The 25181-nt window shown below is 29.9% G+C and carries 28 protein-coding genes and 3 tRNA genes; 4 read left to right on the top strand and 27 right to left on the bottom strand.

Features of this window, described 5'->3' with window-relative positions:
• Window positions 1–2 precede the first annotated feature (2 nt).
• From AC5YGC_RS02785 to AC5YGC_RS02675, 23 genes are all read right to left on the bottom strand, one after another.
• A complete protein-coding gene (locus AC5YGC_RS02785; RefSeq protein WP_496140130.1) occupies window positions 3–749 on the bottom strand; it encodes a type III pantothenate kinase in 747 nt (248 codons plus the stop codon).
• Window positions 746–1309: a biotin--[acetyl-CoA-carboxylase] ligase gene (locus AC5YGC_RS02780; protein ID WP_496140129.1), complete on the bottom strand. Its 564-nt coding sequence runs from the start codon at window positions 1307–1309 to the stop codon at window positions 746–748. Before AC5YGC_RS02780 ends, AC5YGC_RS02785 begins: the two co-directional genes overlap by 4 nt.
• Window positions 1309–2724, bottom strand: coding sequence for an NADH-quinone oxidoreductase subunit NuoN (gene nuoN, locus AC5YGC_RS02775; RefSeq protein WP_496140128.1), 1416 nt, complete (start codon window positions 2722–2724; stop codon window positions 1309–1311). Before nuoN ends, AC5YGC_RS02780 begins: the two co-directional genes overlap by 1 nt.
• Window positions 2724–4217 (bottom strand): NADH-quinone oxidoreductase subunit M, encoded by a 1494-nt coding sequence (locus tag AC5YGC_RS02770; RefSeq protein ID WP_496140127.1) that lies wholly within the window; start codon window positions 4215–4217, stop codon window positions 2724–2726. The genes nuoN and AC5YGC_RS02770 overlap by 1 nt, the downstream gene beginning before the upstream one ends.
• Window positions 4217–6130 carry an NADH-quinone oxidoreductase subunit L gene (nuoL, locus tag AC5YGC_RS02765; RefSeq protein ID WP_496140126.1) on the bottom strand — a complete coding sequence of 638 codons (1914 nt, stop codon included), beginning with the start codon at window positions 6128–6130 and terminating at the stop codon, window positions 4217–4219. Before nuoL ends, AC5YGC_RS02770 begins: the two co-directional genes overlap by 1 nt.
• A gap of 1 nt (window position 6131) precedes the next feature.
• Complete coding sequence (gene nuoK, locus AC5YGC_RS02760; RefSeq protein ID WP_415315937.1) at window positions 6132–6440, bottom strand: NADH-quinone oxidoreductase subunit NuoK; 309 nt, start codon at window positions 6438–6440, stop codon at window positions 6132–6134.
• Window positions 6436–7068 (bottom strand): NADH-quinone oxidoreductase subunit J, encoded by a 633-nt coding sequence (locus tag AC5YGC_RS02755; RefSeq protein WP_496140125.1) that lies wholly within the window; start codon window positions 7066–7068, stop codon window positions 6436–6438. The genes nuoK and AC5YGC_RS02755 overlap by 5 nt, the downstream gene beginning before the upstream one ends.
• A gap of 2 nt (window positions 7069–7070) precedes the next feature.
• Entirely contained in the window at window positions 7071–7556 is a 486-nt protein-coding gene (gene nuoI, locus AC5YGC_RS02750) for an NADH-quinone oxidoreductase subunit NuoI (protein ID WP_006997028.1), read from the bottom strand.
• Between the two features lie 2 nt (window positions 7557–7558).
• A complete protein-coding gene (gene nuoH / locus AC5YGC_RS02745; protein ID WP_496140124.1) occupies window positions 7559–8557 on the bottom strand; it encodes an NADH-quinone oxidoreductase subunit NuoH in 999 nt (332 codons plus the stop codon).
• 3 nt (window positions 8558–8560) lie between these two features.
• Window positions 8561–10600 (bottom strand): NADH-quinone oxidoreductase subunit NuoG, encoded by a 2040-nt coding sequence (gene nuoG, locus AC5YGC_RS02740; protein ID WP_496140123.1) that lies wholly within the window; start codon window positions 10598–10600, stop codon window positions 8561–8563.
• Complete coding sequence (nuoF, locus tag AC5YGC_RS02735; protein ID WP_496140122.1) at window positions 10593–11924, bottom strand: NADH-quinone oxidoreductase subunit NuoF; 1332 nt, start codon at window positions 11922–11924, stop codon at window positions 10593–10595. Before nuoF ends, nuoG begins: the two co-directional genes overlap by 8 nt.
• Entirely contained in the window at window positions 11917–12525 is a 609-nt protein-coding gene (nuoE, locus tag AC5YGC_RS02730) for an NADH-quinone oxidoreductase subunit NuoE (protein ID WP_496140121.1), read from the bottom strand. Before nuoE ends, nuoF begins: the two co-directional genes overlap by 8 nt.
• Window positions 12525–13700, bottom strand: a complete 1176-nt coding sequence (locus AC5YGC_RS02725; protein ID WP_496140120.1) for an NADH-quinone oxidoreductase subunit D — start codon at window positions 13698–13700, stop codon at window positions 12525–12527. Before AC5YGC_RS02725 ends, nuoE begins: the two co-directional genes overlap by 1 nt.
• Entirely contained in the window at window positions 13684–14292 is a 609-nt protein-coding gene (locus AC5YGC_RS02720) for an NADH-quinone oxidoreductase subunit C (protein WP_496140119.1), read from the bottom strand. Before AC5YGC_RS02720 ends, AC5YGC_RS02725 begins: the two co-directional genes overlap by 17 nt.
• 5 nt (window positions 14293–14297) lie before the next feature.
• Entirely contained in the window at window positions 14298–14819 is a 522-nt protein-coding gene (locus tag AC5YGC_RS02715) for an NADH-quinone oxidoreductase subunit NuoB (protein ID WP_496140118.1), read from the bottom strand.
• Between the two features lie 11 nt (window positions 14820–14830).
• Window positions 14831–15199 (bottom strand): NADH-quinone oxidoreductase subunit A, encoded by a 369-nt coding sequence (locus AC5YGC_RS02710; protein ID WP_496140117.1) that lies wholly within the window; start codon window positions 15197–15199, stop codon window positions 14831–14833.
• A gap of 87 nt (window positions 15200–15286) precedes the next feature.
• Window positions 15287–15363, bottom strand: a tRNA-Asp gene (locus AC5YGC_RS02705).
• Window positions 15364–15377: 14 nt separating this feature from the next.
• Window positions 15378–15453: transfer RNA gene (locus AC5YGC_RS02700), tRNA-Val, on the bottom strand.
• 83 nt (window positions 15454–15536) lie between these two features.
• Window positions 15537–17918: an endopeptidase La gene (gene lon, locus AC5YGC_RS02695; RefSeq protein WP_496140116.1), complete on the bottom strand. Its 2382-nt coding sequence runs from the start codon at window positions 17916–17918 to the stop codon at window positions 15537–15539.
• A gap of 62 nt (window positions 17919–17980) precedes the next feature.
• On the bottom strand, window positions 17981–19249 hold the full coding sequence (gene clpX, locus AC5YGC_RS02690) for an ATP-dependent Clp protease ATP-binding subunit ClpX (RefSeq protein ID WP_496140115.1): 1269 nt from the start codon (window positions 19247–19249) through the stop codon (window positions 17981–17983).
• Between the two features lie 90 nt (window positions 19250–19339).
• Complete coding sequence (gene clpP, locus AC5YGC_RS02685; protein ID WP_415272313.1) at window positions 19340–19951, bottom strand: ATP-dependent Clp endopeptidase proteolytic subunit ClpP; 612 nt, start codon at window positions 19949–19951, stop codon at window positions 19340–19342.
• A gap of 31 nt (window positions 19952–19982) precedes the next feature.
• Entirely contained in the window at window positions 19983–21416 is a 1434-nt protein-coding gene (gene tig, locus AC5YGC_RS02680; protein WP_496140114.1) for a trigger factor, read from the bottom strand.
• A gap of 16 nt (window positions 21417–21432) precedes the next feature.
• Window positions 21433–21517 (bottom strand) — tRNA-Leu (locus tag AC5YGC_RS02675).
• Window positions 21518–21618: 101 nt separating this feature from the next.
• On the opposite strand from AC5YGC_RS02675, the gene AC5YGC_RS02670 reads away from it, so the two are divergent.
• The 3 genes from AC5YGC_RS02670 to AC5YGC_RS02660 are packed head-to-tail and all read left to right on the top strand — an operon-like array spanning window position 21619 to window position 22458.
• Window positions 21619–21867 (top strand): DUF1289 domain-containing protein, encoded by a 249-nt coding sequence (locus tag AC5YGC_RS02670; RefSeq protein WP_496140113.1) that lies wholly within the window; start codon window positions 21619–21621, stop codon window positions 21865–21867.
• Entirely contained in the window at window positions 21864–22037 is a 174-nt protein-coding gene (locus AC5YGC_RS02665; RefSeq protein WP_496140112.1) for a hypothetical protein, read from the top strand. Before AC5YGC_RS02670 ends, AC5YGC_RS02665 begins: the two co-directional genes overlap by 4 nt.
• Window positions 22024–22458 carry a hypothetical protein gene (locus tag AC5YGC_RS02660; RefSeq protein ID WP_496140111.1) on the top strand — a complete coding sequence of 145 codons (435 nt, stop codon included), beginning with the start codon at window positions 22024–22026 and terminating at the stop codon, window positions 22456–22458. Before AC5YGC_RS02665 ends, AC5YGC_RS02660 begins: the two co-directional genes overlap by 14 nt.
• On the opposite strand, the gene AC5YGC_RS02655 is transcribed toward AC5YGC_RS02660, so the two are convergent.
• Together AC5YGC_RS02655 and AC5YGC_RS02650 are read right to left on the bottom strand one after the other, a co-directional pair.
• Window positions 22455–22601 carry a hypothetical protein gene (locus tag AC5YGC_RS02655; RefSeq protein ID WP_415286971.1) on the bottom strand — a complete coding sequence of 49 codons (147 nt, stop codon included), beginning with the start codon at window positions 22599–22601 and terminating at the stop codon, window positions 22455–22457. The two genes, AC5YGC_RS02660 and AC5YGC_RS02655, sit on opposite strands and share 4 nt — an antisense overlap.
• An 18-nt stretch (window positions 22602–22619) precedes the next feature.
• Window positions 22620–23171 (bottom strand): histidine phosphatase family protein, encoded by a 552-nt coding sequence (locus tag AC5YGC_RS02650; protein ID WP_496140110.1) that lies wholly within the window; start codon window positions 23169–23171, stop codon window positions 22620–22622.
• A 2-nt stretch (window positions 23172–23173) separates the two neighbouring features.
• Between AC5YGC_RS02650 and AC5YGC_RS02645 the strand changes: the two genes are divergently transcribed.
• On the top strand, window positions 23174–23848 hold the full coding sequence (locus tag AC5YGC_RS02645; protein ID WP_496140109.1) for a uracil-DNA glycosylase family protein: 675 nt from the start codon (window positions 23174–23176) through the stop codon (window positions 23846–23848).
• Here AC5YGC_RS02645 and AC5YGC_RS02640 read toward each other — a convergent pair.
• Both AC5YGC_RS02640 and AC5YGC_RS02635 read right to left on the bottom strand, forming a co-directional pair.
• Window positions 23841–24266: a YbgC/FadM family acyl-CoA thioesterase gene (locus AC5YGC_RS02640; RefSeq protein ID WP_496140108.1), complete on the bottom strand. Its 426-nt coding sequence runs from the start codon at window positions 24264–24266 to the stop codon at window positions 23841–23843. The genes AC5YGC_RS02645 and AC5YGC_RS02640 overlap by 8 nt on opposite strands.
• A 195-nt stretch (window positions 24267–24461) precedes the next feature.
• Window positions 24462–25103 carry a DUF3047 domain-containing protein gene (locus AC5YGC_RS02635; protein WP_496140107.1) on the bottom strand — a complete coding sequence of 214 codons (642 nt, stop codon included), beginning with the start codon at window positions 25101–25103 and terminating at the stop codon, window positions 24462–24464.
• Window positions 25104–25181: the final 78 nt, after the last annotated feature.

Raw genomic sequence — 25181 nt, 5'->3', positions numbered from 1 at the left:
ATTTATTTAATTAAAGTGGTGGCTCTGATTAGGCCGTTAATTGTAATGTCTTTATTTAATGTTACTTTCGTTTTTGTTGAATTTTTGAATAAATTAGAAAATCCTCCAGTAATAATTATTTTAAAGGACATCTTGGTCTCTTTCTTAATTAAATTAACAATATTGTCAATTAAACCCTCATAACCCCAAAAAAAACCAGCTCTCACTGCACTAATAGTATTTGAACCCAAGACTTTATTTGTTTTTTTTAAAGTAATTTTTGGAATTTGCGTTGCCTTATCAGTCAACGTATCAAGTGAAAGCTTAACTCCAGGTGCAATAACACCACCATGATAGGTGTTTTTAATCAAAACATCAAATGTTGTAGCGGTCCCAAAATCTAAAATTATAAAATTATCCTTGTTATTAATAACACTAATAGCGTTTGCCAATCTATCTGAACCAATTTGTTTATAGTTGACCTTGATCTTAATCAATTTATTTAACTTAAGTTTCTTAAGCTCGTGACACTTAATTTTATAAATTTTATTAAAAAAGTTTTTAATTTTATTAAATGATTTTGGTACAACGCTGCAAAATAAACACTTATTAATTGATTTGTCTTTTAAACCTAGACCAAATAAAGATTTATTAAGTAAAGAGTGACTTATTTTTTTTGTTGATAAAGTAACTCTTTTAATAATGATATTTTTAGAGTTTACCAAACAAATTTTAGTTTCTGTATTTCCTATATCGCCAACAATAATCATTTTAAATTTCTATCTAAGTTTTTTATATTAAATTTAGGAAACATTGGAATAAAAGTTTCATAAATTTTTTTTAGTTTTAAAGCAGCATTATTAGGGGTAATTTTGATACCAGTTAAGGTGAAAAGATTTGTGGTTAAATAATCTTTTATAGTTGGACTCTTAATCAAATTTATACCCACTCCAATAACAATAAATTTTTCGCCAGATTTAGTTAATATTTCTTGCAAAATACCTGAAATTTTCATTTTTTTTATCAACAAATCATTTGGTTTTTTAATTGTAATTTTACCATTATAAAAATTTGATAATAATTTTTTAACTAAAAGACAGTTAACTTTTGTCAAATCTTTCAATGATAATTGGACTTTGTTAATTTGAAAAAAAATACTAATAAATAAATTTCCCTTAAACGAAGTCCATTTTTTCCCATATTGACCCCTTCCCTTTTTTTGTCTATCAGCAATTACAATTCCTGATTTGTTATTGGTATTTTTAATTATTTGTATAGCTAGGTCGTTTGTACTATTTACAATTTTAAAATTGAACTTTTTTAATTTCATTAAATAATATTAATTCTAGATACAATTTCCACCAATCTGCTTGGAAAAATAAAGTATAAGAGAATTAATAATGTTGAAAAAGTTAACGATCCTTTTAACCAAATATTATGATCAGTGTCGTAACCTTCCTTTTCTTTATCAAAGTAAATAACCTTGATTATTTTTAGATAATAAAAAGCAGCTATTACTGTTGATAAGAGTCCTACAATGGCCAAGAAGTACATTGACTGCTCTATAACAGCCTTAAAAATATAAAATTTTGCAAAAAAACCTGCTAATGGAGGAATTCCTGCCAATGAAAAAAGGATAGCTAGCAATGATAAAGATAAAATTGGATGATTTTTTGATAACCCTGATAAATCATCTACAGTCTCAAAGTACACATCATTTCTCTTTAACATCAGTAAGCAACTAAAAAAAGCAAGATTCATAACCAAGTATATCGACATGTATACAATAGAGCTTTGAATACCTTCGTTTGAACCAGTAGACAAACCAGCTAATGCATAACCCATATGACCAATTGAACTATATGCAATCAATCTTTTGAGATTATTTTGACCTATTGCAGCAATAGCTCCAAAGATCATAGACGCAATTGATAAAAAAATTAATATAGGTTGCCATTGATCGATCATATTAACGAAAGGCACATATAAAAATCTTATGAATACCGTAAGTGCAGCAACTTTTGGCACAATTGCAAAAAATAATGTAACTGCAGTCGGAGAGCCTTCATATACATCTGGAGCCCACATGTGAAATGGTACAGCTGATATTTTAAATGCTAAACCAACAAGTATAAAAACAATTCCAAAAGTTAAACCGTAATGAGAAGAGTTCATTGAGTCACCAATAACATTAAAGTTAGTTGATCCTGAAAACCCATAAACTAAAGAACATCCATATAATAATAATCCTGATGATAAAGCGCTTAAAACAAAATATTTTAGTCCAGATTCAGATGACTTTAATTGATCTCGATTAAATGATGCCAAAACATATAAAGCTAAAGATTGCAATTCAAGACCTATATAAAAAACCATGAGATCATTTGAACTGATCATTACCATCATACCTAAAATTGAAGAAAGGATCAAAACAGGATATTCTATTAAAAAAATCTTAAATATTTTTAAATATCTTGTTGAAATAGATAAAACAAATGCACCTCCTAAAATAGTAAGTATTTTCATAAATGAAGAAAGATTATCCACAATGTAACCATCATTAAATAGTGAAATATTTTGATCTAATGGATTATTAAAAATTAAAATACCAGCAATCAGTAAAGAACCTACCGCAAGATTGTGAACAATATTTGAGCTATTTTTTTTGTACACACCAAGAAGCAATAAAAACATTATAGACAAAGAAATAAAAATTTCAGGTAGTATAAAATTTAAGTTATCCATTAATTTTGTACCTCAGTTATATTTATGTTTAAGTTAAAATTGTACATCTCAATTAAATCTTTTACAGAAATTTCAATTGTATTAATAAGGGGTTCTGGATAGAATCCAAAAAATAAAACTGGTATTGCCAAACACCACAAAATAAATTTTTCTGAGTTATCAAGATCAGGAATTTTTAAAAGTTCTTTATTTTTTACCTCTCCAAATACAACTCTTCTATATAGCCACAACATGTATGCAGCGCCAAAAATAACACCAAAACTTGCTATAACTGCTACTAAAAAATTGTCTTTAAATGCACCCATTAGTATTAAAAATTCACCTATAAAACCACTAGTACCAGGCAAGCCTAATGCAGCTAAAGTGAAAAGCATAAACAATATTGAATATTTAGGCATAACTGAAACTAAGCCACCATAAGTTGCTATCAACCTGGAGTGCATACGATCATAAACAACTCCAACACATAAAAACAATGCTGCCGAAACTAAACCGTGACTTATCATTTGAACTATACTTCCTTCAATACCTTGTTGGGTAATTGTAAAAATACCCAATGTAACAAAACCCATATGCGCAACTGAAGAATATGCTATTAACTTTTTCATATCTTCTTGCATCAATGCGACAAGAGATGTGTATACAATAGCAATCAAACTCAAAGTGTAAACTAGCGGAGTAAACAATTCAGAAGCTACTGGAAAAAGTCCTAAAGAAAACCTAATAAAACCATATCCAGCCATTTTAAGCAATATAGCTGCAAGTAAAACAGAGCCAGCAGTTGGAGCTTCAACGTGTGCATCTGGCAACCACGTGTGTACAGGCCACATTGGTGTTTTAACAGCAAAAGAACTAAAAAAAGCTAACCATAATAAATTTTGATATTTGGTGTCTATACCAAGTTCATAAAGCTGAGTTATATCTGTGGTTCCTGATATCCAGTAGATCGAAATTATAGCAATTAACATTAAAACAGAACCAAGCAAAGTGTATAAGAAAAATTTAAATGCCGAATATACTCTTCTTGCTCCACCCCATATTCCAATTATTAAAAACATAGGTATCAATCCAGCTTCAAAAAATAAATAAAATATAACAAGATCAAGAGAGCAAAAAACTCCAATCATTAAACTTTCCATTACTAAGATAGCAATTAAAAAATCTCTTAGTCTGTCTTTAACTGTATTGTTAACTGAGATTATGCAAAGTGGAGTTATTAGTGATGTTAAAATAATAAATAAGATTGATATTCCATCTATACCTACTTTGTAATTAATAATTCCTTTTAACCACTCTCTATCTTCAACAAACTGAAAATCAGATGTGGTTGGGTCGAACTGGTACCAAAGATATATAGAAATTAAAAAATTAACAAATGAAGTAAATAAGGCAACATATTTACCTGTATTAGAACTTTTATCTTTCGAAAATAATAAGAATAAAGATCCGATCATAGGAAGTAATATTAAAGATGATAAGATTGGAAAATTCATTATTTCAAAATCAAAAAAGTTAACAATGCAGAAAAGCCTAATAATATCATAAATGCATACTGATAGATAAATCCACTTTGAAACTTACTTGCTTTTATAGATAAATTCTTAATTAGTGAAGAAACTCCATCAGGTCCAAATTTATCAATAATTTTAACATCAACAGCCTTCCAAAAAAAGATTCCTAATTTTTTGGAAAATTTAATGAACAAAACATTATAAAGTTCATCGAAATACCATTTATTTATTAGAAAATTGTGTAACGGCTTATTTAATTGAGCAATTTGATGTGGAATATTTTTATCTTTAACGAACAAATAATAAGCAACTGGAATAGAGCTTAACACAAGAGCAGGTGTTGTTAAAAGAAACCATAAAGGAGGATGTTCCGTACTTAATGGATTTAAAAATTTAATTGAATCTCCCCAAAAAATATTTTGTCCACTATGACCAATAAATAAATCTTTAAATAAAAAACCAGCAAAAATAGCTCCAATAGCAAGTATAAATAAAGGTAAAAGCATCACCAATGGAGACTCATGCATTTCATGAATATTGATTTTTTTATTATTGTAGTCACCATGAAATGTTTTAAAAATTAATCTCCAAGAATAAATTGACGTTAAAACAGCAGTCAAAATTCCTATGCCTGCAGCATAATAACCGGTTGTATTTCCCTTTAGATACGCAAATTCTATAATTGCATCTTTTGAATAAAAACCAGATAAAAATGGAAACCCAGTAAGAGCCAATGTTCCAATAATCATAAATGCATAAGTGTATGGAAGTTTTTTATAAACACCTCCCATTTGGTTAATATCTTGCTCATCTTTAAATGAGTGAATTACTGAGCCAGAACCTAAAAAAAGTAAAGCTTTAAAAAAAGCATGAGTAAATAAATGAAACATTGCAACATTATAAGCACCCACTCCTGCAGCAAAAAACATATAACCAAGTTGACTGCAAGTTGAATATGCTATTATTTTTTTAATATCAGTTTGTACTAAAGCTACTGTTGCTGCAAAAAAAGCAGTAGTCATTCCAACAATAGTAATTATATTTAATGTAAGAGGTGAGTATTCAAAAATTGGAGAACATCTTACAACTAAAAAAACACCAGCAGTAACCATTGTAGCTGCATGAATTAAAGCTGAAACAGGTGTGGGCCCTTCCATTGCATCTGGCAACCAAGTGTGTAAGAAAATTTGTGCTGATTTACCCATGGCACCTATAAATAAAAGAATACAAATTAAATCGATTGCTCCAACATTCATTCCTAAAAATAAAATTTTTTTTTCAACTATTTGTGGGATTTGATTAAAAACTTCTACATAATTTACGGTACCAAATAAATAAAAAATTAAAAAAATTCCTAAGGCCAAACCAAAGTCACCTACTCTATTTACTACAAAAGCTTTTATAGCAGCTGCATTTGCTGTTTCTTTCTTAAACCAAAAGCCAATCAAAAAATACGAACAAAGTCCCACACCTTCCCATCCGAAAAATAACTGAAGGAAATTATCAGAGGTAACCAATGTTAACATTGAAAAAGTAAAAAGTGATAAATAAGCCATGAATCTTGGCTTATGTGGATCGTGAGACATATAACCAATTGAGTAAATATGAACTAAAGCTGAAACTAAAGTTACAACAACGAGCATTACAGATGATAAAGCATCAACTTTAATAGACCAATTAACATCTAAGGTTCCAGAGTTAATCCAGGTTGCTACAACTACATTATTTTCATATCCGTTAACAATAACTTGATAGAATAATATAATTGAGAGAAGTGCTGAAACTGACACAAAAAGACTAGTTACAATTTCTGAATTCCTATCACCTAAATATTTACCAAAAAAACCTGAAGTTATTGAGGCTAATAAGGGAAGAAATATTAAAGCTAATTCCATATTATCCTTTTAAACTGTCAATTTTTTCAACATCAATTGTTGATGAGTTTCGGTAATAAACAACAATAATTGCCAAACCTATTGCTGCCTCTGCTGCTGCAACAGTTAATATAAAAAGGGTGAATATTTGACCAGAAATGTCATTTAAAAATATTGAAAATGATACTAGGTTAATATTTACAGCTAGTAATATAAGCTCAATACTCATTAATATTACTATAATATTTTTTCTATTTAAAAATAATCCAACTATACCGATAGTGAAAATTATTGCAGCCAATGTAAGGTAATGACCTAAACCTATATTAATCATCAGATTTAACTCCTTTATTACTCTCTACATCAATCAATTCAACACCATCAGATCTTTCACGGGATATCTGGCTAAAGTAACTTTGTCTTTTAACTCCAGATCTTTGTCTAAATGTAAGAACAATGGCTCCAATCATTGCAACTAATAAAATCATTCCACTTAACTGAAAAACATGAATGTAATCTGTGTATAAAACGTAACCGATTGAATGAGTATTGGTCATATCTCTATCAATTGCTAAAGACATAGCTGAAACAAGATCAGGTTTATATTTCCATCCACCAATTACTATTAATAATTCAAAAAATATTATCACACTAACTATTAGCCCAATGGGTATGTGTTTTGAACTTTTCTCTGCACTGAACCACTGATTTTTTTGTTGGGCTACATTTAACATCATAACTACAAATAAAAATAAAACAGCAACAGCCCCAACATAAATAATTAACATAATCATTCCCAAAAATTCAGCACCAATCATTATAAATAGGCATGAAATACTTATGAAGTCTAAAATTAAAAAGAAAACAGAATGAACAGTGTTTTTAGATACTGTTACCATTATAGCAGAAACAATTGCTATAAATGAAAAAGTATAAAAAAATATTGCGTGCGCTAACATAATTATCTGTGAGAGTTATCAGCTTTAATATTGGCCGCTAAAACATTTTCCCATCTATCTCCATTATCGAGTAATTTTTCTTTATTATAATAAAGCTCTTCTCTTGTTTCGGTTGAAAATTCAAAATTAGGCCCTTGTACAATGGCATCAACTGGACAAGACTCTTCACAAAGACCACAATAAATACACTTCATCATATCAATATCATATCTTGTAGTTTTTCTACTACCATCGGCTCTTTCAGAAGACTCAATTGTAATTGCTTGAGCAGGACAAACAGCTTCACATAATTTACATGCTATGCATCTTTCTTCACCGTTAGGATACCTTCTCAAGGCATGCTCACCTCTAAATCTTGGGCTTATTTTTCCTTTTTCAAAAGGATAATTTATTGTTTTTTTAGATTTAAATATTTCTTTGATTGCAATGTTTAAGCCACCTAAAAAATCTAATAAAAAAATTGTTTTAAATATTCTTGAAATTTTCATAATTAATTGACTGGTAATAAGTTGAAGTAGAACAAATAGCTAGCTGTTAGAACTACCCATGTTAATGATAAAGGTAGAAATATCTTCCATCCTAGTCTCATTAATTGATCATATCTATATCTTGGAACGGTAGCTTTAACCAAGGCAAACAAAACAAATAAGAATAATATTTTAAACATCATCCAAATTGCACCAGGAATTAAGTTAAATGGATAAAGGTCTATAGGTGATAGCCACCCACCTAAGAAAAGTATAGATCCCATAGCACACATTAAAAGAATATTCGCATACTCTCCAAGCCAAAACATTGCATACATCATACCTGAATATTCAGTTTGATAACCCGCAACAAGTTCTGCTTCTGCTTCTGGTAAATCAAATGGTGGTCTATTTGTTTCCGCTAAAGAGGAAATAAAGAAAATCACAAACATTGGAAATAATGGGATTACAAACCATAAATTTTTCTGAGCCATAACTATATCGTTCAAATTTAGAGAACCAACACAAAGTAAAACGTTGATAATAATAACTCCAATTGACACTTCGTATGAAACCATTTGCGCTGCAGACCTAATAGCACCTAAAAATGGATATTTAGAATTTGATGCCCATCCACCCATGATAATTCCATAAACACCTAATGAGGATACGGCAAATAAATAAAGGATACCTACATTGATATCTGCCAATACTTGAGTTGCACTGAAAGGGATAACGGCCCACGAAACTAAAGCCAAAGTCATAGTAACAATTGGTGCTAATATAAAAATTACTTTATTTGAACTTGATGGAATTATAACTTCTTTAAAAATATATTTTAATGCATCAGCTAAAGATTGAAGCAAACCAAAAGGTCCAACAACGTTAGGTCCTTGTCTTTTTTGTACAAAAGCCCAAATACGTCGGTCAAGCCATACAATCATAGCCACAGAAACTAAAACAGGAACTAGTAAAAATAATATTTTGTAAGTTTGTGAAAAAATTATATTAAGATATTCCATAAATTAACCCTCTGTTCCTGTAGATTTTAAATCTGCTTTTAAACCTCTGCACTCAGACATAGTTTTTGAAGCCCTGGCTATTACATTTGAATAATAATAATCACTATCTATTTTTATCAATTCATTTTCAAAAATTAACTCCTTAACTTTTGATGATGTTAAAGAGATATTTTTTTCAATATATAGATTTATTTGATTAATTAAGCTGCTATCTAATTCATCTTTATCATTAAATAATTTTCTATGATTCATAGATTCAGCAAGTTCATTTATTATTGCCCAATCCTCTTTTGCAAGTTCAGGTGGATAAGATGCTTTGTAAGCTTTTTGTAATTTACCTTCTAAATTTGTAAAGTAACCACTTTGCTCTGTATAAGTGGCGCCAGGCAATATGATGTCTGCTATTTCTGCCCCTTTATCACCATGAGAACCTTGATAAATAATAAACTCATTTTTTTTCTCAAAATTAATACTATCTAAACCTAAAAGATAAACAATTTCAAACTTGTGAGCTTCCAAGTTTTTCAAAACTTCATTGTCACCATTAGTTGTTTTGTATATCCCAAGATCAAATGCACCTACCGTAGATGCATTTTCAGAGATAATATTTAATGCATTCCAATCAATAGAAAGTTTATTATTTTCTTCTAAAAATAGCTTGATTGATTCAAAAATATATTTTGATGATTTACTTTTTAATACAGATTGACCCATTATAACCATAGGCTTCTTTGCTTGTTTAATTAAATCGGATACCTCATGTTTACCTTCAATAATTTTTTTAACTGTTTCAGTATTTCCATCTAAAGACTGATATGGGAATGTTAGGTCCCCCATTTCATTTAAGGAAATAATTTTAGTTTTATTTTGAAGATAAGCTTTTCTAATTCGAGCATTTAAGATTGTTGCTTCAAATCTGGGATTTGTCCCTAAAAGAAAAATAAAGTCAGCCTCTTCAATTCCTTTAATTGATGAATTAAATAAATAATTTTCTCTTTTTTCAGGGTTTAAATAAGTATGATTATCTCTAGATTCTATATTTTGAGAACCTAATGTTTTATTAAAAAATTCTTTAAATATATAAAGTGTTTCCATGTTCACTAAGTCACCAGTCAACCCGCAGATTTTTTCTTTATCAGTATTTTTAAATTTGGATTTAATTATACTAAAAACTTCAGACCATGATGCTTTTTCAAATTTACCGTTATACTTAATGTAAGGTGTGTCTAATCTTTGGTTTAATAAGCCATCACACGCATGTCTTGTTTTGTCAGAAATCCATTCCTCATTAATATCTTCATTTATTCTCGGTAAAATTCTTTTTACTTCCCATCCATAAGTATCAACTCTTATATTTGAGCCAATAGCATCCATAACATCAATAGATTCTGTTTTTTTTAACTCCCAAGGTCTTGCTTCAAAAGCATATGGTTTAGATGTTAAAGCTCCAACTGGACATAAATCAACAACATTAGCTGATAATTCTGACTGCATTGATTGCTCAAGGTAAGTAGTTATTTGCATGTCCTCACCTCTACCAATAGCTCCTATTTCTGGAACTCCTGCAATTTCCGTAGCAAACCTAACACATCTAGTGCAGTGAATGCATCTAGTCATTTGAGTTTTAATTAAAGGACCCATGTTTTTTTCAGGAACTTGTCTTTTATTTTCTTTAAATCTAGATTTATCTACTCCATAAAACATTGATTGATCTTGAAGATCACATTCACCCCCTTGATCACATACGGGACAATCTAGCGGGTGATTTGCAAGTAAAAATTCCATTACACCTTTTCTTGCTTTTTCAACAAATTCAGTATTCGTTTTAATATTCATGCCTTCAGCAGCAGGCATTGCACATGATGCAACTGGTTTTGGAGATTTTTCCATTTCAACCAGGCACATTCTACAATTTCCAGCAATTGAAAGTTTTTCATGATAACAAAATCTTGGAATTTCAACTCCAGCTTTTTCACAAGCCTGTAGGACCGTTAAACCATCCTCAACTTCAACTTCAATATTGTTAACTTTTAACTTAGGCATTTTTTTTATCCAATAAATGTTGATCAACTAAATAAGGAACTTCATTAGGTTTTTTTATTGTTGGTTCAATATTGTTTCTTTCTTCAATTTCTTTTCTAAAGTGTCTTAATAAACCTTGAACAGGCCATGAAGACCCCTCACCAAAAGCACAAATAGTATGACCAGCAATTTGATTTGTAACATCTCCGAGCATTTCAACTTCATCTTTTGAAGCCTCTCCTTTAGCCATTCTTTCTAGCATTCTCCACATCCATCCAGAACCTTCTCTACACGGTGTGCACTGGCCACAGCTTTCATGTTTGTAAAATCTCGCAATTCTTGCCATACACTTAATAATATCTTGGTCATTATTTATAACAACAATACCTGCGGTTCCTAAACCACTTTTTTCAGCAACAAGTGAATCAAAATCCATTGTTAAAGTTTCACATGTTTTTTTTGGTATGATAGGCATAGAAGAGCCACCTGGTATAACAGCTTGTAAATTTCCCCACCCACCAATTACTCCACCAGCATGTACTTCGATTAATTCTTTAAGAGATATACTCATCTCTTCTTCAACGTTACATGGTTTATTAACATTTCCAGATATACAAAATATTTTAGTTCCTGTATTTTTTGCTTTTCCTAATGATGCAAACCATTTTCCACCTCTTCTCAAAATTGTTGGAATAACAGCTATAGTTTCAACGTTATTAATTATTGTTGGACATCCATATAATCCTATTAGAGCTGGAAATGGAGGCTTTAATCTTGGTTGACCCTTTTTACCTTCAATGCTTTCAAGAAGTGCTGTTTCTTCACCACATATATAAGCGCCTGCTCCATAGTGGATATAAATATCTAAATTCCAACCAGTACCAGAGGCATTTTTTCCTATAAGTTTTTTTTCATAAGCTTCATCGATTGCTTTTTGTAGTTTTTGTCCATCAATAAAATATTCACCACGTATATAAATATAGCAAACATGAGCCTGAACTGCGTATGCAGCAATTAGACATCCTTCTATTAATTTGTGAGGTTCAAACCTTAAAATATCACGATCCTTACACGTGCCAGGTTCAGATTCATCACCATTTATAACTAGATAATGAGGTCTAGAACCAAGTTCTTTTGGAGCAAAAGACCATTTTAGTCCTGTAGGGAATCCAGCACCACCTCTTCCTCTTAGCTCAGAAGATTTAACCTCATCTATAATCCACTCTCTACCTTTTTTTATTATTTCAGCAGTGTCTACCCAGTCACCTCTAATTATAGAAGACTCAACATCTGAACTTTTGTCGTTATATAGGTTTTGAAATATTCTATCTTTATCTTTAAGCATTTTTTAAATCCAAAAGTGTTTTTCTGTTATTTTCAGGTTCATTATTAACTCTACCTCTATATGATCCTGGCTTTGGTGTCTTGCCATCAAGTATCTCATCTAAAATTTTTAAAGTTTTTTCTTTATCAAGGTCTTCGTAATAGTCATCATTAATTTGCATCATCGGAGCATTAACACATGCACCTAAGCACTCAACTTCCATCCAAGAACATGACTTATCAGCAGATAATTTACTTTCATTTTCTGAAATTTTCTCTTTGCATGCTTCAACAAGTTTATAAGCTCCTCTAATCATGCATGGAGTAGTTGTACATACCTGAATAAAGTGTTTTCCAACTGGCGAAAGATTATACATTGTATAAAAAGTGGCCACCTCATAGACTTTTATATAAGGCATATCTAAAAACTTTCCGATATATTTCATTGCTGCAAGTGGTATCCAATTATCATTTTGTTTTTGAACAATATATAATAATGCCATTACAGCACTTTGTTGTTTTCCCTCAGGATATTTGGAAACTATTTTTTTTGCAGCAGCTAGACTATTTGTTGTAAATTCAAATTTTTCAGGCTGTTCTTTTGCAGGTTTTCTTAAGCTCATTATCTATCAACCTCTCCAAAAACGATGTCTAATGACCCTAAGACTGCAGGTACATCAGCCAACATATGTCCTTTGATTAAATAATCCATTGCTTGTAAATGAGAAAAGCCAGGGGCTCTAATTTTGCATTTATAAGGTTTGCTAGTTCCATCAGAAATTAAATAAACACCAAATTCGCCCTTGGGTGCTTCAACAGCAGTATAAATTTCATCTTTATCAACACGGTAACCTTCGGTAAATAATTTAAAGTGATGAATTAAAGCTTCCATAGATTGTTTAATATCTTTTTTTGGTGGCGGACTAATTTTTCCATCTAGTGATTTAATTGGTCCTTTTGTCATTTTAGCTAAACATTGTTTTATTATTGAAACACTTTCTTTCATTTCTTCAATTCGACATAAATATCTATCAAAACAATCTCCATTTTTTCCTACTGGAATTTTAAACTCTAATTGCTCATAACAGTCATAAGGTTGTGATTTTCTTAGGTCCCATGGAACACCTGATCCTCTAATCATAACTCCACTAAAAGAGTAATCCAATGCATCTTCCTTGGTTACAATTCCTATATCAACATTTCGTTGCTTAAATATTCTATTATCAGTTAATAATGTTTCAAGATCATCTATTATTTTAGGAAATGAGACACAAAATTTACCTATATCTTCTTCAAGACCTATTGGTAAATCTTGATGAACACCACCAGCTCTAAAATAATTGGCATGTAGTCTTGAGCCAGATGCTCTTTCATAAAAGGTCATTAATGTTTCACGTTCCTCAAAACCCCAAAGAGATGGTGTTAAAGCACCAACATCAAGAGCTTGGGTTGTAACATTTAATATATGACTTAATATTCTTCCTATTTCACAAAACATTACTCTAATTAGTTGAGCTCTAATGGGAACATTTATCTTTAAAATTTTTTCTATAGCCAAAGCAAAAGCATGTTCTTGATTCATTGGTGCAACATAATCAAGTCTGTCAAAATAAGGGACAGCTTGCATATACGTTTTATTTTCTATTAGTTTTTCTGTCCCTCTGTGAAGAAGTCCAATATGTGGATCAGCTTTTTCAACAACTTCTCCGTCTAATTCTAAAATTAATCTTAACACACCATGAGCTGCAGGGTGCTGAGGTCCAAAATTTAGATTTAATGTTTTAATTTTTTTTGTCATTTTCAAGGTCAGTTTGATCTTTAATATATTTAGTTCCTTCCCAGGGACTTTCATAATCAAAATTTCTATAATTTTGCTCTAACTTAACTGGTTCACTAATAACTTTTTTTTGCTCTTCGCTATATCTAACTTCTGTATGACCAGTTAAAGGAAAATCTTTTCTTAAGGGGTGTCCTTCAAAACCATAATCCGTAAGTATTCTTCTCATATCCGGATGATCTTTAAACTTAACACCATACATATCAAAAACTTCTCTCTCCATCCAATTTGCAGCAGGATAAATGCGTGTTAGTGAGGGTATAACTTCATTTTCATTTATTAAATAACTTAATATAATTCTCTGATTAAACTCATGACTTAAAAATAAATACACAACTTTAAAACGTTGAGCATTTTCAGGATAGTCAACAACAGTAACATCCATTAACTGTCTAAATTTTGTATTTTCGTTACTTTTTATAAATAACGTAACATCTATCAAATCTTCATTATCAATATTGATATATAGCTGCTCATGTCTAATCTCAGTTTTTTTAATCTTAGTTGTAAGCTCTGAGTTAATCTTTTTTTCGAGATCTATTAAATTTTTCATATAAATTACCTTTCAAAAGATCCTTTGTTTCTAATTTTTTTTTGTAACTGCAAGATCCCATAAAGTAATGCTTCAGCTGATGGAGGGCAACCTGGTACATAAATATCCACAGGAACTATTTTATCACAGCCACGAACTACAGAATAAGAATAGTGGTAATAACCACCACCATTTGCACAACTTCCCATGGAAATAACATATCTCGGTTCTGGCATTTGATCATAAACTTTTCTTAATGCAGGTGCCATTTTATTAGTTAAGGTTCCAGCTACAATCATAACATCAGATTGTCTTGGTGATCCTCTTGGTGCAGCGCCAAATCTTTCTAGATCATATCTAGGCATTGCTGTTTGCATCATTTCAACAGCACAACAAGCTAAACCAAAAGTCATCCAGTGTAGTGAACCAGCTCTTGACCAGTTTATTAAATTATCAAGGGATGTTGTTATAAAACCATTTTTACTAAAATCTTCAGCGAGTTTTTTAAATTCTTCAGGAATTTTTTTATTTCTATCTTCTAAGTTCATAATTTAAAATTTTATTCCCAATCTAGTGCACCTTTTTTCCATTCATAAATAAACCCAATTGTAAGAATAAACAAAAAGATCATCATTGAAATAAAACCAAGACCACCAATATTACCTAAAGATATTGCCCAGGGAAAAAGGAAAGCTATTTCTAAATCAAATATTATGAATAGAATTGCCACTAAATAAAACCTAACATCAAATTCTATTCTTGAATCTTCAAAGGGTTCAAAACCGCATTCGTATGCAGATAATTTTTCAGGATCTGGATGCTTGGGTGATAGTATTAAGTTTACAACAACAAAAGCACAACTCAGACCAAGAGCAATAATCAAAAAAATAATAATCGGTAGATAATCTTTTAAAAATTCTGAAAGCATTTGAGTCTATATAACAGTTTTTATATCATGTTGAAGGGTACTTACGTCACATTTTAAATAATATAAACATTAAATAATAGGGAAAAGTGGCGGGAGTGAAGGGACTCGAACCCTCGACCTATCGCGTGACAGGCGATCGCTCTAACCAACTGAGCTACACCCCCACTTTTACTAGTTTTGGTGGGTAGTAAAGGACTCGAACCTTTGACCCCCTCGGTGTAAACGAGATGCTCTACCAGCTGAGCTAACCACCCTAAACCAAAATTATCGTTTAGTTATAACAATTATTTATGAAAGTCAAAACAGATATTAAACAGAAAAGGATGTAAATTGGTAATTATTGAATACTTGCTTGAGATTTACCTTCAGATTGAGAAATTTTATCAACCTCTACCCACTCAACTCTTTTTAACTCTTTAGTTAATGCTATTTTTAATACTTCATCAGCATGCTCAACTGGAGTAATCTTTATATCATCAATAATCTTCTTAGGCATATCAACAAGATCTTTTTCATTTTCTTTAGGAATTATAACTTGTTTTATTCCAGCTCTATGTGCTGCTAATAGTTTTTCTTTTAATCCACCAATTGGCAATACTTGACCTGTTAATGTCACCTCACCAGTCATTGCAACATCTCTTCTGACAGGGTTATTTGTGATTGCAGAAACTATTGAAGTGACCATTCCAATACCTGCTGAAGGGCCGTCTTTAGGTGTTGCCCCTTCTGGAACATGAATATGAAAATCTTTTTTTTCAAACAAGGGAGGAATAATTCCATAATCTAAACTTTTTGATCTAATGAAAGATTTTGCAGCCTTGATAGATTCCTGCATCACATCTCCAAGTTTACCAGTAATTTGCATTCTACCTTTTCCTGGCATTATGACAGTTTCAATTTTAAGAATTTCCCCACCATATTCAGTCCACGCTAAACCTGTGACAACGCCAATTTTATCTTCACTTTCAAGTTCACCAAATTTAAATTTTTGAATTCCTAAATAATCAGGTAAATTTTTTAAATTAATTTTAACTTCTTTTTCTTCGCCAGAAACTACCTTCTTAACAACTTTTCTAGCTACTTTTGAAATTTCTCTTTCTAAGTTTCTTACACCAGACTCTTTTGTATAACTTTGGATAATTTCTTTAATAATATCCTCAGATAAAGTCATTTCTTTTTCTTTAACTCCATTATCTTTAATTTGTTTAGGAAGCAGATACTTATTTGCAATATTAATTTTTTCATCTTCTGTATAACCAGCCAATCTAATTACTTCCATTCTGTCTAATAATGGTGGCAGGATATTTAAAGTATTAGCTGTAGTAACAAACATGACATCAGATAAGTCATAATCAACTTCTAAATAATGATCATTAAATGTAGAATTTTGTTCTGGATCTAATGCTTCCAATAAAGCAGAAGATGGATCACCTCTATAATCATTTCCAATTTTGTCTATTTCATCAAGAAGAATAAGTGGATTTTTTGTTCCTGCTTTTTTCATCATTTGAATAATTTTACCAGGTAAAGAACCAATGTAAGTTCTTCTATGACCTCTTATTTCAGCTTCATCTCTCATACCACCAACTGAAACTCTTACAAATTCTCTATTAGTAGCTTTCGCAATAGATTTTCCTAATGATGTTTTACCAACACCTGGAGGACCAACTAAGCATAAAATCGGGCCTTTAATTTTTTCCATTCTTTTTTGGACTGCTAAAAATTCAATAATTCTTTCTTTAACTTTTTCTAAACCAAAATGATCAGCATCAAGAACTGCGAGCGCCTTCTTAAGATCTATATCAACCTGGTCTTTTTTATACCAAGGTAGATCTGTCATCCAATCAAGGTAATTTCTCACAACAGTAGCCTCAGCAGACATTGGACTCATATTTTTTAATTTTTTAAGCTCAGCCATACATTTCTTCTCAACATCTTTTGGCATTTTTGCTTTAATAATTAATTTATTTAAACTTGATGTCTCATCTTTTCCATCTTCAATTTCACCTAATTCCTTTTGAATAGCTTTAAGTTGCTCATTTAAATAATATTCCCTTTGAGTTTTTTCCATTTGAGTTTTAACTCTACCTCTAATTCTTTTTTCAACTCCTATAATGCTAGTTTCATTTTCCATTATTTTAATTATAGAATTAAGTCTTTTCTTAACATCTATAGTTTCAAAAATTTGTTGTTTCTCTGAAATAGTAGCCGTTAGGTGAGACGCAATATTATCAGCGATGTGTGATGCGTTAGTTAATTTTTTAATATTATTAATTGTTTCACTTGATATTTTTTTATTAATTGAAGTTAGTTTTTCTAGTCTTCTTACAGCAGTCATTGCTAATGGAATTAAGTCTTCATCTTTAGTAACTGCATCATGTTGATGAGCATATTCACAAATAATAAATTTCTCATTATCTTTAAAATCTAAGATTTTTACTCTTTTGCTTCCTTCAACTAAAACTTTTACTGTACCATCTGGTAATTTTAGTAATTGTAAAATATTACCTTCACAACCATACATAAAAACATCAGTTTTTTTAGGGTCATCTATTTCTGAATTTTTTTGAGTAACTAGAACAATTTTTTTGTCCTTTTTCATAACTTCATTTAAGGCAGCAATAGATTTATCTCTGCCCACAAATAAGGGAATAACCATATTTGGAAAAACAACAATGTCTCTTAACGGTAATAAAGGTCGTTCAATTTTAACATCCATTATCTAAATATGGAGATTAAATATGATATTGCAATAGCTATTTATTACTTATTAACGTGAGATTAAGCAGCTGAAGTTTTTTCAGTCTTAGTTTTGCTGCTATTTTTTGAATGAACTATGATTGGTTGAGATAGTCCTTTGGCCGCACTAGCGTCTACAATAACTTCCTCCACATTGTCTTGACTTGGAAGATCGTACATTGTTTTTAATAAAATATTTTCTAAGATTGATCTAAGGCCTCTAGCCCCAGTTTTCTTGTTAATTGCTTTTTGTGCAATCTCTTTAATCGCATTTTCTTTAAAGCTTAACTTAGCTCCATCTAGTTTAAATAATTCTTGGTATTGTTTAATTAGTGAGTTTTTTGGTTCTTGCAATATTTTAACTAAAGTTTTTTCATCAAGATCTTCTAATGTCGCTATCATTGGAAGTCTGCCAATAAATTCTGGGATTAAGCCATACTTTAACAAATCTTCAGGTTCTAAAGTTTTCATCCATTCACCTGTTTTTTTATCATCTGTTTTTTTAACATTTGCACCAAATCCAATTGATGTACCTTTATCTCTTTGAGATATTATTTTATCTAAGCCAGCGAATGCTCCCCCACAAATAAATAAAATGTTTGTAGTATCTACTTGTAAAAATTCTTGTTGTGGATGCTTTCTTCCTCCTTGAGGTGGAACACTTGCTACTGTCCCTTCCATAATTTTTAATAGTGCTTGTTGCACACCCTCTCCAGATACATCTCTTGTAATAGAAGGGTTTTCTGACTTTCTGCTAATCTTATCAACTTCATCTATATATACAATTCCACGTTGTGCTTTTTCAACGTTGTAATCAGCAGCTTGTAATAATTTTAAAATTATATTCTCAACATCTTCACCAACATAACCTGCTTCAGTTAAAGTGGTTGCATCTGCCATTGTAAATGGAACGTCAAGAATTCTTGCTAATGTTTGAGCTAATAAAGTTTTTCCACAACCAGTTGGACCAACTAAAAGAATATTTGATTTTGAAAGTTCAACTGTTTTACTTGTTTTGCTCTCGTAATTAAGTCTTTTATAATGATTATGAACAGCAACTGATAAAACTTTTTTTGCATGAGGTTGTCCAATAACATAATCATCTAATACAGCACAAATTTCTTTTGGTGCCGGTAATCCATCTTGATGTTTAACAAATGTATCTTTGCTTTCTTCTTTAATGATATCCATACATAGCTCAACACACTCATCACATATAAATACAGTTGGACCTGCAATAAGTTTTCTAACTTCATGCTGGCTCTTGCCGCAAAAAGAACAGTAAAGAATATTTTTATTATTTGTTGTCATAAATTTATAAACGAATCAATTAGGATACTTTAATATAGATGACTCATACTAATCAAGTATCAGTTTAGTGGGGTGTCAAGATGTAGTGTATTAAGATCTATTTTCGACTACTGCGTCAATCAAACCAAACTCTTTTGCAGTATCTGGCTTCATAAAGTTATCACGTTCTAGTGCTTTCTTCACATCATCAACTGATTTTCCAGTATGTTTTGAGTAAATTTCATTAAGTCTTTTCTTTAAATCCATAACTTCATTAGCATGGATCTCTATATCAGTTGCTTGTCCTTGAAAACCAGCCGAAGGTTGGTGGACCATAATTCTAGAATTTGGTAAAGAAAATCTTTTACCTTTCTTACCTGCGGCTAATAAAAATGAACCCATTGATGCCGCTTGACCAATACATAAAGTTGAAACATCTGGCTTAATATATTGCATAGTATCATAAATTCCAAGACCTGCAGTCACTAGTCCTCCAGGACTATTAATATATAAATTAATTTCTTTTTTTGGATCTTCGGACTCTAAAAACAAAAGTTGAGCTGTAACTAAAGATGCGACGTTATCATTTATTGGTCCTACTAAAAAAATAATTCTCTCTTTAAGAAGTCTTGAATAAATATCGTAAGCTCTCTCACCTTTATTTGATTGTTCAACAACCATAGGTACTAAAGTATTCATCTGGTCTAATAAATTTGTTGTCATAAGTTGATTCTCTTACTTATACAACTTGTGATTACTTTTTACTAACTTTTTTTGCTGAAGGTTTTTTAGATGCTGAAGGTTCTGGTTTTTTTTCAATTTTAGCAGGCTTTGAAGCTTTTTTTTCCTCAGAATTATCCTGGTCATGATCATGGTCATGTTCGTGATTATGATCTTGTTTTTGATGTTCTTTTAAAATTTTTTCTGCTTCTTCTTTGCTAATTTCTTTTTTAGATGCTTTCGCTTTAGTTTTTATTAGATCAATAATTTTTTCCTCATACACGGTTCCTCTTAAACTGGCTAATGCTGATGGATTTTTTTGGTAAAATTCCATTACCATCTTTTCTTGACCAGGCATCATTCTAAGTTGTTTTTGAACTTCAGCTTGAACTTCCTGTTCAGTTACTTTAATTTTATTTTGTTCACCAAATTCATTTAAAATTAATCCAACTTTGATTCTTTTTTTAGCAATTTCTTCAAAGTTCTTTCTACTTTTTTTAGAATCATCTTCTGTCATACCTTGTGATAAAATCTTAACTTCTTCTTCAATTAAATTTTCTGGAATTTCATCCACTTTAAAGTTTTCAATTTCCTTCAAGATTTGAGTTTTAACTAATTTATCTAAAGAATTTTTATACTCGTCGTTGATCTGTTTGCTTACTAATGTTTTTAAATCAGCAAGATCTTTTGCACCTAAATTTTTTGCAAAGTCATCATCAATTTTTACCTCTTCTGATTTTTTAACTTCTATAATCTTGCAGACAAAATTAGCTTTTTTATTTGCATATTCTTTTTGTGGATAATTTTCAGGAAGCGTAACGTCAACAGACTTTTCATCATTTTTTTTAACACCAGTCAGTTGTTTATCAAAACCCTTAATAAATAAATCTTTTCCTAAAATTAATTGAGTATTTTTTCCTTCACCACCAGTAAAGTCTTTTCCATCAATTGTTGCTTTGTAATCAAAAATAACCAAATTTTCATCTACTGCTTTAACGTCAGCTGCCACTTCTTTAAAATTATTTTGACTTTTGGCTATTTCTTTAATTCTTTTGTCAGTTTCATTTGCATCAATTTTAACTGAATATTCATCATATTTAATATTTTCAACAGACTTAAGCTCTACTTTTGGAAGTTCTGTTACTGACATTACATATTCCAGATCTTTATCCTCACCATAAGTTTTAAGATCAAGCTTAGGTTGTCCAGCTGGTTTAATTTTATTATCTTCTAAAGCTTTAACAGAAGTGTCTTTAAGAACTTTATCAAGCACTTCACTAAAAATTGCTTGACCAAATTGTCTTTTTAAAATTTCTTTAGGAACTTTTCCAGGTCTAAAACCTTTTAAGTTAACAGTATTTTTAATTTCTTCATATTTTTCATCCATATAAGAGTTCATAGTTTTTTTATCTATGAAAACTTTAATGTCTTTATTTAGACCTTTTTTATTTTCTACTGTAACTTTCATAATTTTTTCAACTTGTTGGTAGGCGAAAAAGGACTCGAACCTTCACATCTTTCAATACTGGTTCCTAAGACCAGCGCGTCTACCAATTCCGCCATTCGCCCACAATTCATGAGGCTTTATATAGGATAGATTCTATTTGTCCAATGAGAATAATTATGAAATATAATAATATTCAATTATATTAACTAAAAATTTAAAAAAAATGATTGTTTCTCCATGTATAAGCATATGTAAAATAGATCCTCAAACTGGATACTGTTATGGTTGTGGTAGAAATAATGAGGAAAAAAAGATGTGGAAATTAGAAGAAACATCAAATGAATGGAAAAAATCTAATCTAACTGATATCCAGGCAAGACTGAGTGGCTGGCAATTAGAAAGTTTTAAAGAATCTTATAATCATAAAGTTGAGAATGGAATTTCACTTTATAAAAAAAATTTGATTAAATGAATAAAACAACACTAGCAACTATAATTTATGTACTTGGTATCTTAATTGGTGCTTTTTTTTTAAAAGTTTGGGGTGCAGAAACATCATTTATAAAAACTATTTCAATATTTGTATGGACAATTATTTTCTTAATCACACTATTTTATGCAGATAAAAATGAGAAAAAATAGTTTTAGTATTAATTTTTTGATAATTTTAACATTTTTACTTAATTTTCAAACAGTAGTTTTTTCAGAAATAATGCTTTTGACGGGATGCAAAAATTTAAATGATAGTTTTATTAAAAATGAATACATCTTAGATTTAGAAAAATCTTTGATGATTAGAAACTATATTTATGACAACAAAACATATAAAAAGCATAAAAGAACAGACTTAAGTATAAAGAAAGACAACACTTTAGAAAGATTTGTTTATAAGGATAAAAATCTAATCTTTACAGATAAAATTGGTTACCCACAATTTTATACTCAACTAGTTTTTGAAAAAAATAACCCCATAATTAACATTAAAACAGTAATTAATGGTGAAGAAGCTATTTCGAAAGTATCAACTTGCAATAATGTAGAGCTTTTTGAAAAAGAAAGTTAAGACTTTTTATTTATAACGCTAGTCTTGTGGGTCTTGATAACAAAATTTAATTTTTTTGCTCCAAATTTAGTATTTGTAATATTGCTTCGATGCTTTGCATAAGCTTGTTTTTGGGCTAACTTCATTGCTTTTTTTGATGACATTTAATTAGTTTATATTTTTTAAAAATTTTGTCGAGCAAGAATATTAAAATTTTTATCTGCTATGATTAGTTCTCCAGAAGAAGGTGTAATATTTAGCACTTCTTGAATTGTTACATAATGTGTAACTAACACTAAATTATTATCACCACTCCATTCATTAATGTATTCTTTTAAATCTTTTATTTGTTTGTTCTTATTACTTGAAAATTTTTCACTAAAAAATGAATTTAAAAAACTTTTTGTTTCATATTCGTTAAAAGCATATTGTGCTGTTTGCTTACATCTACACCACTCACTTGATAACACCTTATCAATTTTAATATTGTTTTCTGAAAAAAACTTCCCAATATTTTTAGATTGTGCAATACCCTCTTTGCTTAAATTTCGTTGAGTTTCACATCTTAATATATCAAAATCTACCGGATCACCTCCACCAGGTGCAGCTGCATGTCTTATAAATATTAATTTTTCACCTTCTTTTAATAAATTTTGTATTTTATCATTTGAATTTGCTTTTACTGAAATATTGAAAGATAAAAGTATTAGTAAAAAAAATTTTATAAGTTTCATATATGAGTATAAAATTCAAAAAATTAAATAATTCAATAGTTAAATGTAAAAGTTGCCCTAGGTTAATTAAATTTAGTAAAAAGATTTCTATAGAGAAAAGAAAGCAAAATATAAACGAAACTTATTGGGCTAAACCAGTCACGGGATTTGGTGATATTGATGCTAAACTATTAATTGTAGGTCTGGCACCAGCAGCACACGGAGGAAATAGGACAGGCAGAGCCTTCACTGGAGATAAATCAGGAGATTTCTTATTTAACTGCTTATTTAAAGCTAACATAACAAATATATCAACCTCTACACATATTGATGATGGGCTAAAATTAAATAAAACTTATATTACAAATATTCTAAAATGTGTCCCACCAGAAGATAAACCTTTAAATGAAGAATTATCTAATTGTTCAAATTTTTTTAAAAGTGAACTGCTGTTGTTAAAGAATTTAAAAGTCATCATAGCTCTTGGTAAAGTTTCATTTGATAATTGTATAAAATTTTATAAAAAAAATTATAATTTTAAAAAAAAATTACCCTTCGTACATGGTGCAAAATATATATTGCCTGATAATAAAATCCTAATTCCAAGTTATCATCCTAGCCCAAGGAATGTTAATAGAAAAATAATTAATATACAAAAAATGGTAAGCTTGCTTAAGAAGGCTAAGAAAATTATTTAATTTTTATACTATCGCAAAAATAGGGTTTAAAATCTTTAAAAATAACTTCTGGAACTTTTATAGGTTTTCCATCTTTATCTACAAAAACTAAATGCACTTTTGCCTCAACAATTAATTCGTCATCTCTAGAAATAAATTGTGACATAAAAAAAGAAGTCTTTGTAACAGATTTAACAAAGGACCTAATTTTTAGCTCGTCTTCAAGATAAGATGGTTTTTTGTACTCAATGTTACAAGATTTAACAACAATTAAGGCTCCATAATCTTCTTTAATTTTTTTATTATTAAAACCGATTGTAAACAATGCTTCAGTTCTTGCTCTTTCAAGAAACTTTAAATAATTTGCATAATAAACAACACCACCAGCATCAGTGTCTTCATAATAAACCTTTATATTGTGAAAAAAATTTTCGTGCATAAATTTATATTATTAAAAATAAATATTTTTAACATCAAACTAAGATATAATATAACAATGAATGTTTATATTATTAGGCTTTTATGTGTAATTGCTTGAAATTTTTTGATCCTAGTGCTGCACCCATTGAAGACGTAATTGTGACTGTACTTTTATCTTTTTAAGTACTGGTCTTAAAAAAGTATTTAAATAATCTTATTCAGCTGAAAAATAAATATCTTGATAATAAGATATAGCTTTTAATTTAGAATTATCAGTATCAGTCATTATAGCAATACCCGAAATTTCTGTAACGTCAATTTCATGAAGTTTCTTAAAATCTTTTTGCACATTAGCTTTAACGGTAACCCATGTATTTTTGTTATCTTTTGTAGTTGAGAGAACGTAATCAATAGATTTTTTTGTATATGGGCTTGGCCAATTTTTTCCAACATCATTATTGCTAGAAAAAACATAATTAATTGCTCTATTAGATAATGCTGTGGAACCTGTTTTCTTTATCACAAATACTCTAGCGGCATAATCGTGCCCTTTTTTACTAGTTTCTATAATGCCAGATAAATCTTTCTCAACTTTCCATGTAATATTAATAAAAGGAGTTTTATTTAGGTCAATTTTAATTTCTTTTCCTAGACCTGACCCAACACCTTTGGCTTCTGCTCTGATAAAATTGCCGTTTTCATTAGATCCAAGTGTCCAATTGGTCTCTCCTTTAACTTTTTTAACTTTTAAAGTGTTAAGCTCATCATTAGTAAAATCAAAAACCTTAACATTTTCAGCTAACAAAGGTTTTGTTATTAAAAATAACCATCCAAATAATATTAAAAAAAATTTCATCAAATTGACGGTATATCTAAATTAAATTTAAAAACAATATTTCAACACACTTTAAGCATTAAATGATCAATATTGGAT

Source organism: Candidatus Pelagibacter sp. uisw_138, from assembly GCF_059512485.2.
This window is presented reverse-complemented; position numbering and strand designations above follow the sequence as displayed.

What these genes read in the sequence shown, in the direction of transcription:
- AC5YGC_RS02640 (WP_496140108.1), bottom strand. Translation starts at nt 24,266, where the DNA reads ATGCACGAAAATTTTTTTCACAATATAAAGGTTTATTATGAAGACACT.
- AC5YGC_RS02785 (WP_496140130.1), bottom strand. Translation starts at nt 749, where the DNA reads ATGATTATTGTTGGCGATATAGGAAATACAGAAACTAAAATTTGTTTG.
- AC5YGC_RS02645 (WP_496140109.1), top strand. Translation starts at nt 23,174, where the DNA reads ATGAGTATAAAATTCAAAAAATTAAATAATTCAATAGTTAAATGTAAA.
- nuoH (WP_496140124.1), bottom strand. Translation starts at nt 8,557, where the DNA reads ATGGAATATCTTAATATAATTTTTTCACAAACTTACAAAATATTATTT.
- AC5YGC_RS02755 (WP_496140125.1), bottom strand. Translation starts at nt 7,068, where the DNA reads ATGTTAGCGCACGCAATATTTTTTTATACTTTTTCATTTATAGCAATT.
- nuoE (WP_496140121.1), bottom strand. Translation starts at nt 12,525, where the DNA reads ATGAGCTTAAGAAAACCTGCAAAAGAACAGCCTGAAAAATTTGAATTT.
- AC5YGC_RS02770 (WP_496140127.1), bottom strand. Translation starts at nt 4,217, where the DNA reads ATGAATTTTCCAATCTTATCATCTTTAATATTACTTCCTATGATCGGA.
- clpP (WP_415272313.1), bottom strand. Translation starts at nt 19,951, where the DNA reads ATGACAACAAATTTATTAGACCAGATGAATACTTTAGTACCTATGGTT.
- nuoL (WP_496140126.1), bottom strand. Translation starts at nt 6,130, where the DNA reads ATGGAATTAGCTTTAATATTTCTTCCCTTATTAGCCTCAATAACTTCA.
- AC5YGC_RS02720 (WP_496140119.1), bottom strand. Translation starts at nt 14,292, where the DNA reads ATGAAAAATTTAATAGATCTCGAAAAAAAGATTAACTCAGAGCTTACA.
- lon (WP_496140116.1), bottom strand. Translation starts at nt 17,918, where the DNA reads ATGGATGTTAAAATTGAACGACCTTTATTACCGTTAAGAGACATTGTT.
- AC5YGC_RS02715 (WP_496140118.1), bottom strand. Translation starts at nt 14,819, where the DNA reads ATGAACTTAGAAGATAGAAATAAAAAAATTCCTGAAGAATTTAAAAAA.
- AC5YGC_RS02655 (WP_415286971.1), bottom strand. Translation starts at nt 22,601, where the DNA reads ATGTCATCAAAAAAAGCAATGAAGTTAGCCCAAAAACAAGCTTATGCA.
- nuoF (WP_496140122.1), bottom strand. Translation starts at nt 11,924, where the DNA reads ATGCTTAAAGATAAAGATAGAATATTTCAAAACCTATATAACGACAAA.
- AC5YGC_RS02635 (WP_496140107.1), bottom strand. Translation starts at nt 25,103, where the DNA reads ATGAAATTTTTTTTAATATTATTTGGATGGTTATTTTTAATAACAAAA.
- AC5YGC_RS02780 (WP_496140129.1), bottom strand. Translation starts at nt 1,309, where the DNA reads ATGAAATTAAAAAAGTTCAATTTTAAAATTGTAAATAGTACAAACGAC.
- AC5YGC_RS02650 (WP_496140110.1), bottom strand. Translation starts at nt 23,171, where the DNA reads ATGAAACTTATAAAATTTTTTTTACTAATACTTTTATCTTTCAATATT.
- nuoN (WP_496140128.1), bottom strand. Translation starts at nt 2,724, where the DNA reads ATGGATAACTTAAATTTTATACTACCTGAAATTTTTATTTCTTTGTCT.
- AC5YGC_RS02660 (WP_496140111.1), top strand. Translation starts at nt 22,024, where the DNA reads ATGAGAAAAAATAGTTTTAGTATTAATTTTTTGATAATTTTAACATTT.
- nuoI (WP_006997028.1), bottom strand. Translation starts at nt 7,556, where the DNA reads ATGAAAATTTCAAGAATATTTAAAACAATTTTTTTATTAGATTTTTTA.
- clpX (WP_496140115.1), bottom strand. Translation starts at nt 19,249, where the DNA reads ATGACAACAAATAATAAAAATATTCTTTACTGTTCTTTTTGCGGCAAG.
- AC5YGC_RS02670 (WP_496140113.1), top strand. Translation starts at nt 21,619, where the DNA reads ATGATTGTTTCTCCATGTATAAGCATATGTAAAATAGATCCTCAAACT.
- AC5YGC_RS02710 (WP_496140117.1), bottom strand. Translation starts at nt 15,199, where the DNA reads ATGCTTTCAGAATTTTTAAAAGATTATCTACCGATTATTATTTTTTTG.
- nuoG (WP_496140123.1), bottom strand. Translation starts at nt 10,600, where the DNA reads ATGCCTAAGTTAAAAGTTAACAATATTGAAGTTGAAGTTGAGGATGGT.
- AC5YGC_RS02725 (WP_496140120.1), bottom strand. Translation starts at nt 13,700, where the DNA reads ATGACAAAAAAAATTAAAACATTAAATCTAAATTTTGGACCTCAGCAC.
- AC5YGC_RS02665 (WP_496140112.1), top strand. Translation starts at nt 21,864, where the DNA reads ATGAATAAAACAACACTAGCAACTATAATTTATGTACTTGGTATCTTA.
- tig (WP_496140114.1), bottom strand. Translation starts at nt 21,416, where the DNA reads ATGAAAGTTACAGTAGAAAATAAAAAAGGTCTAAATAAAGACATTAAA.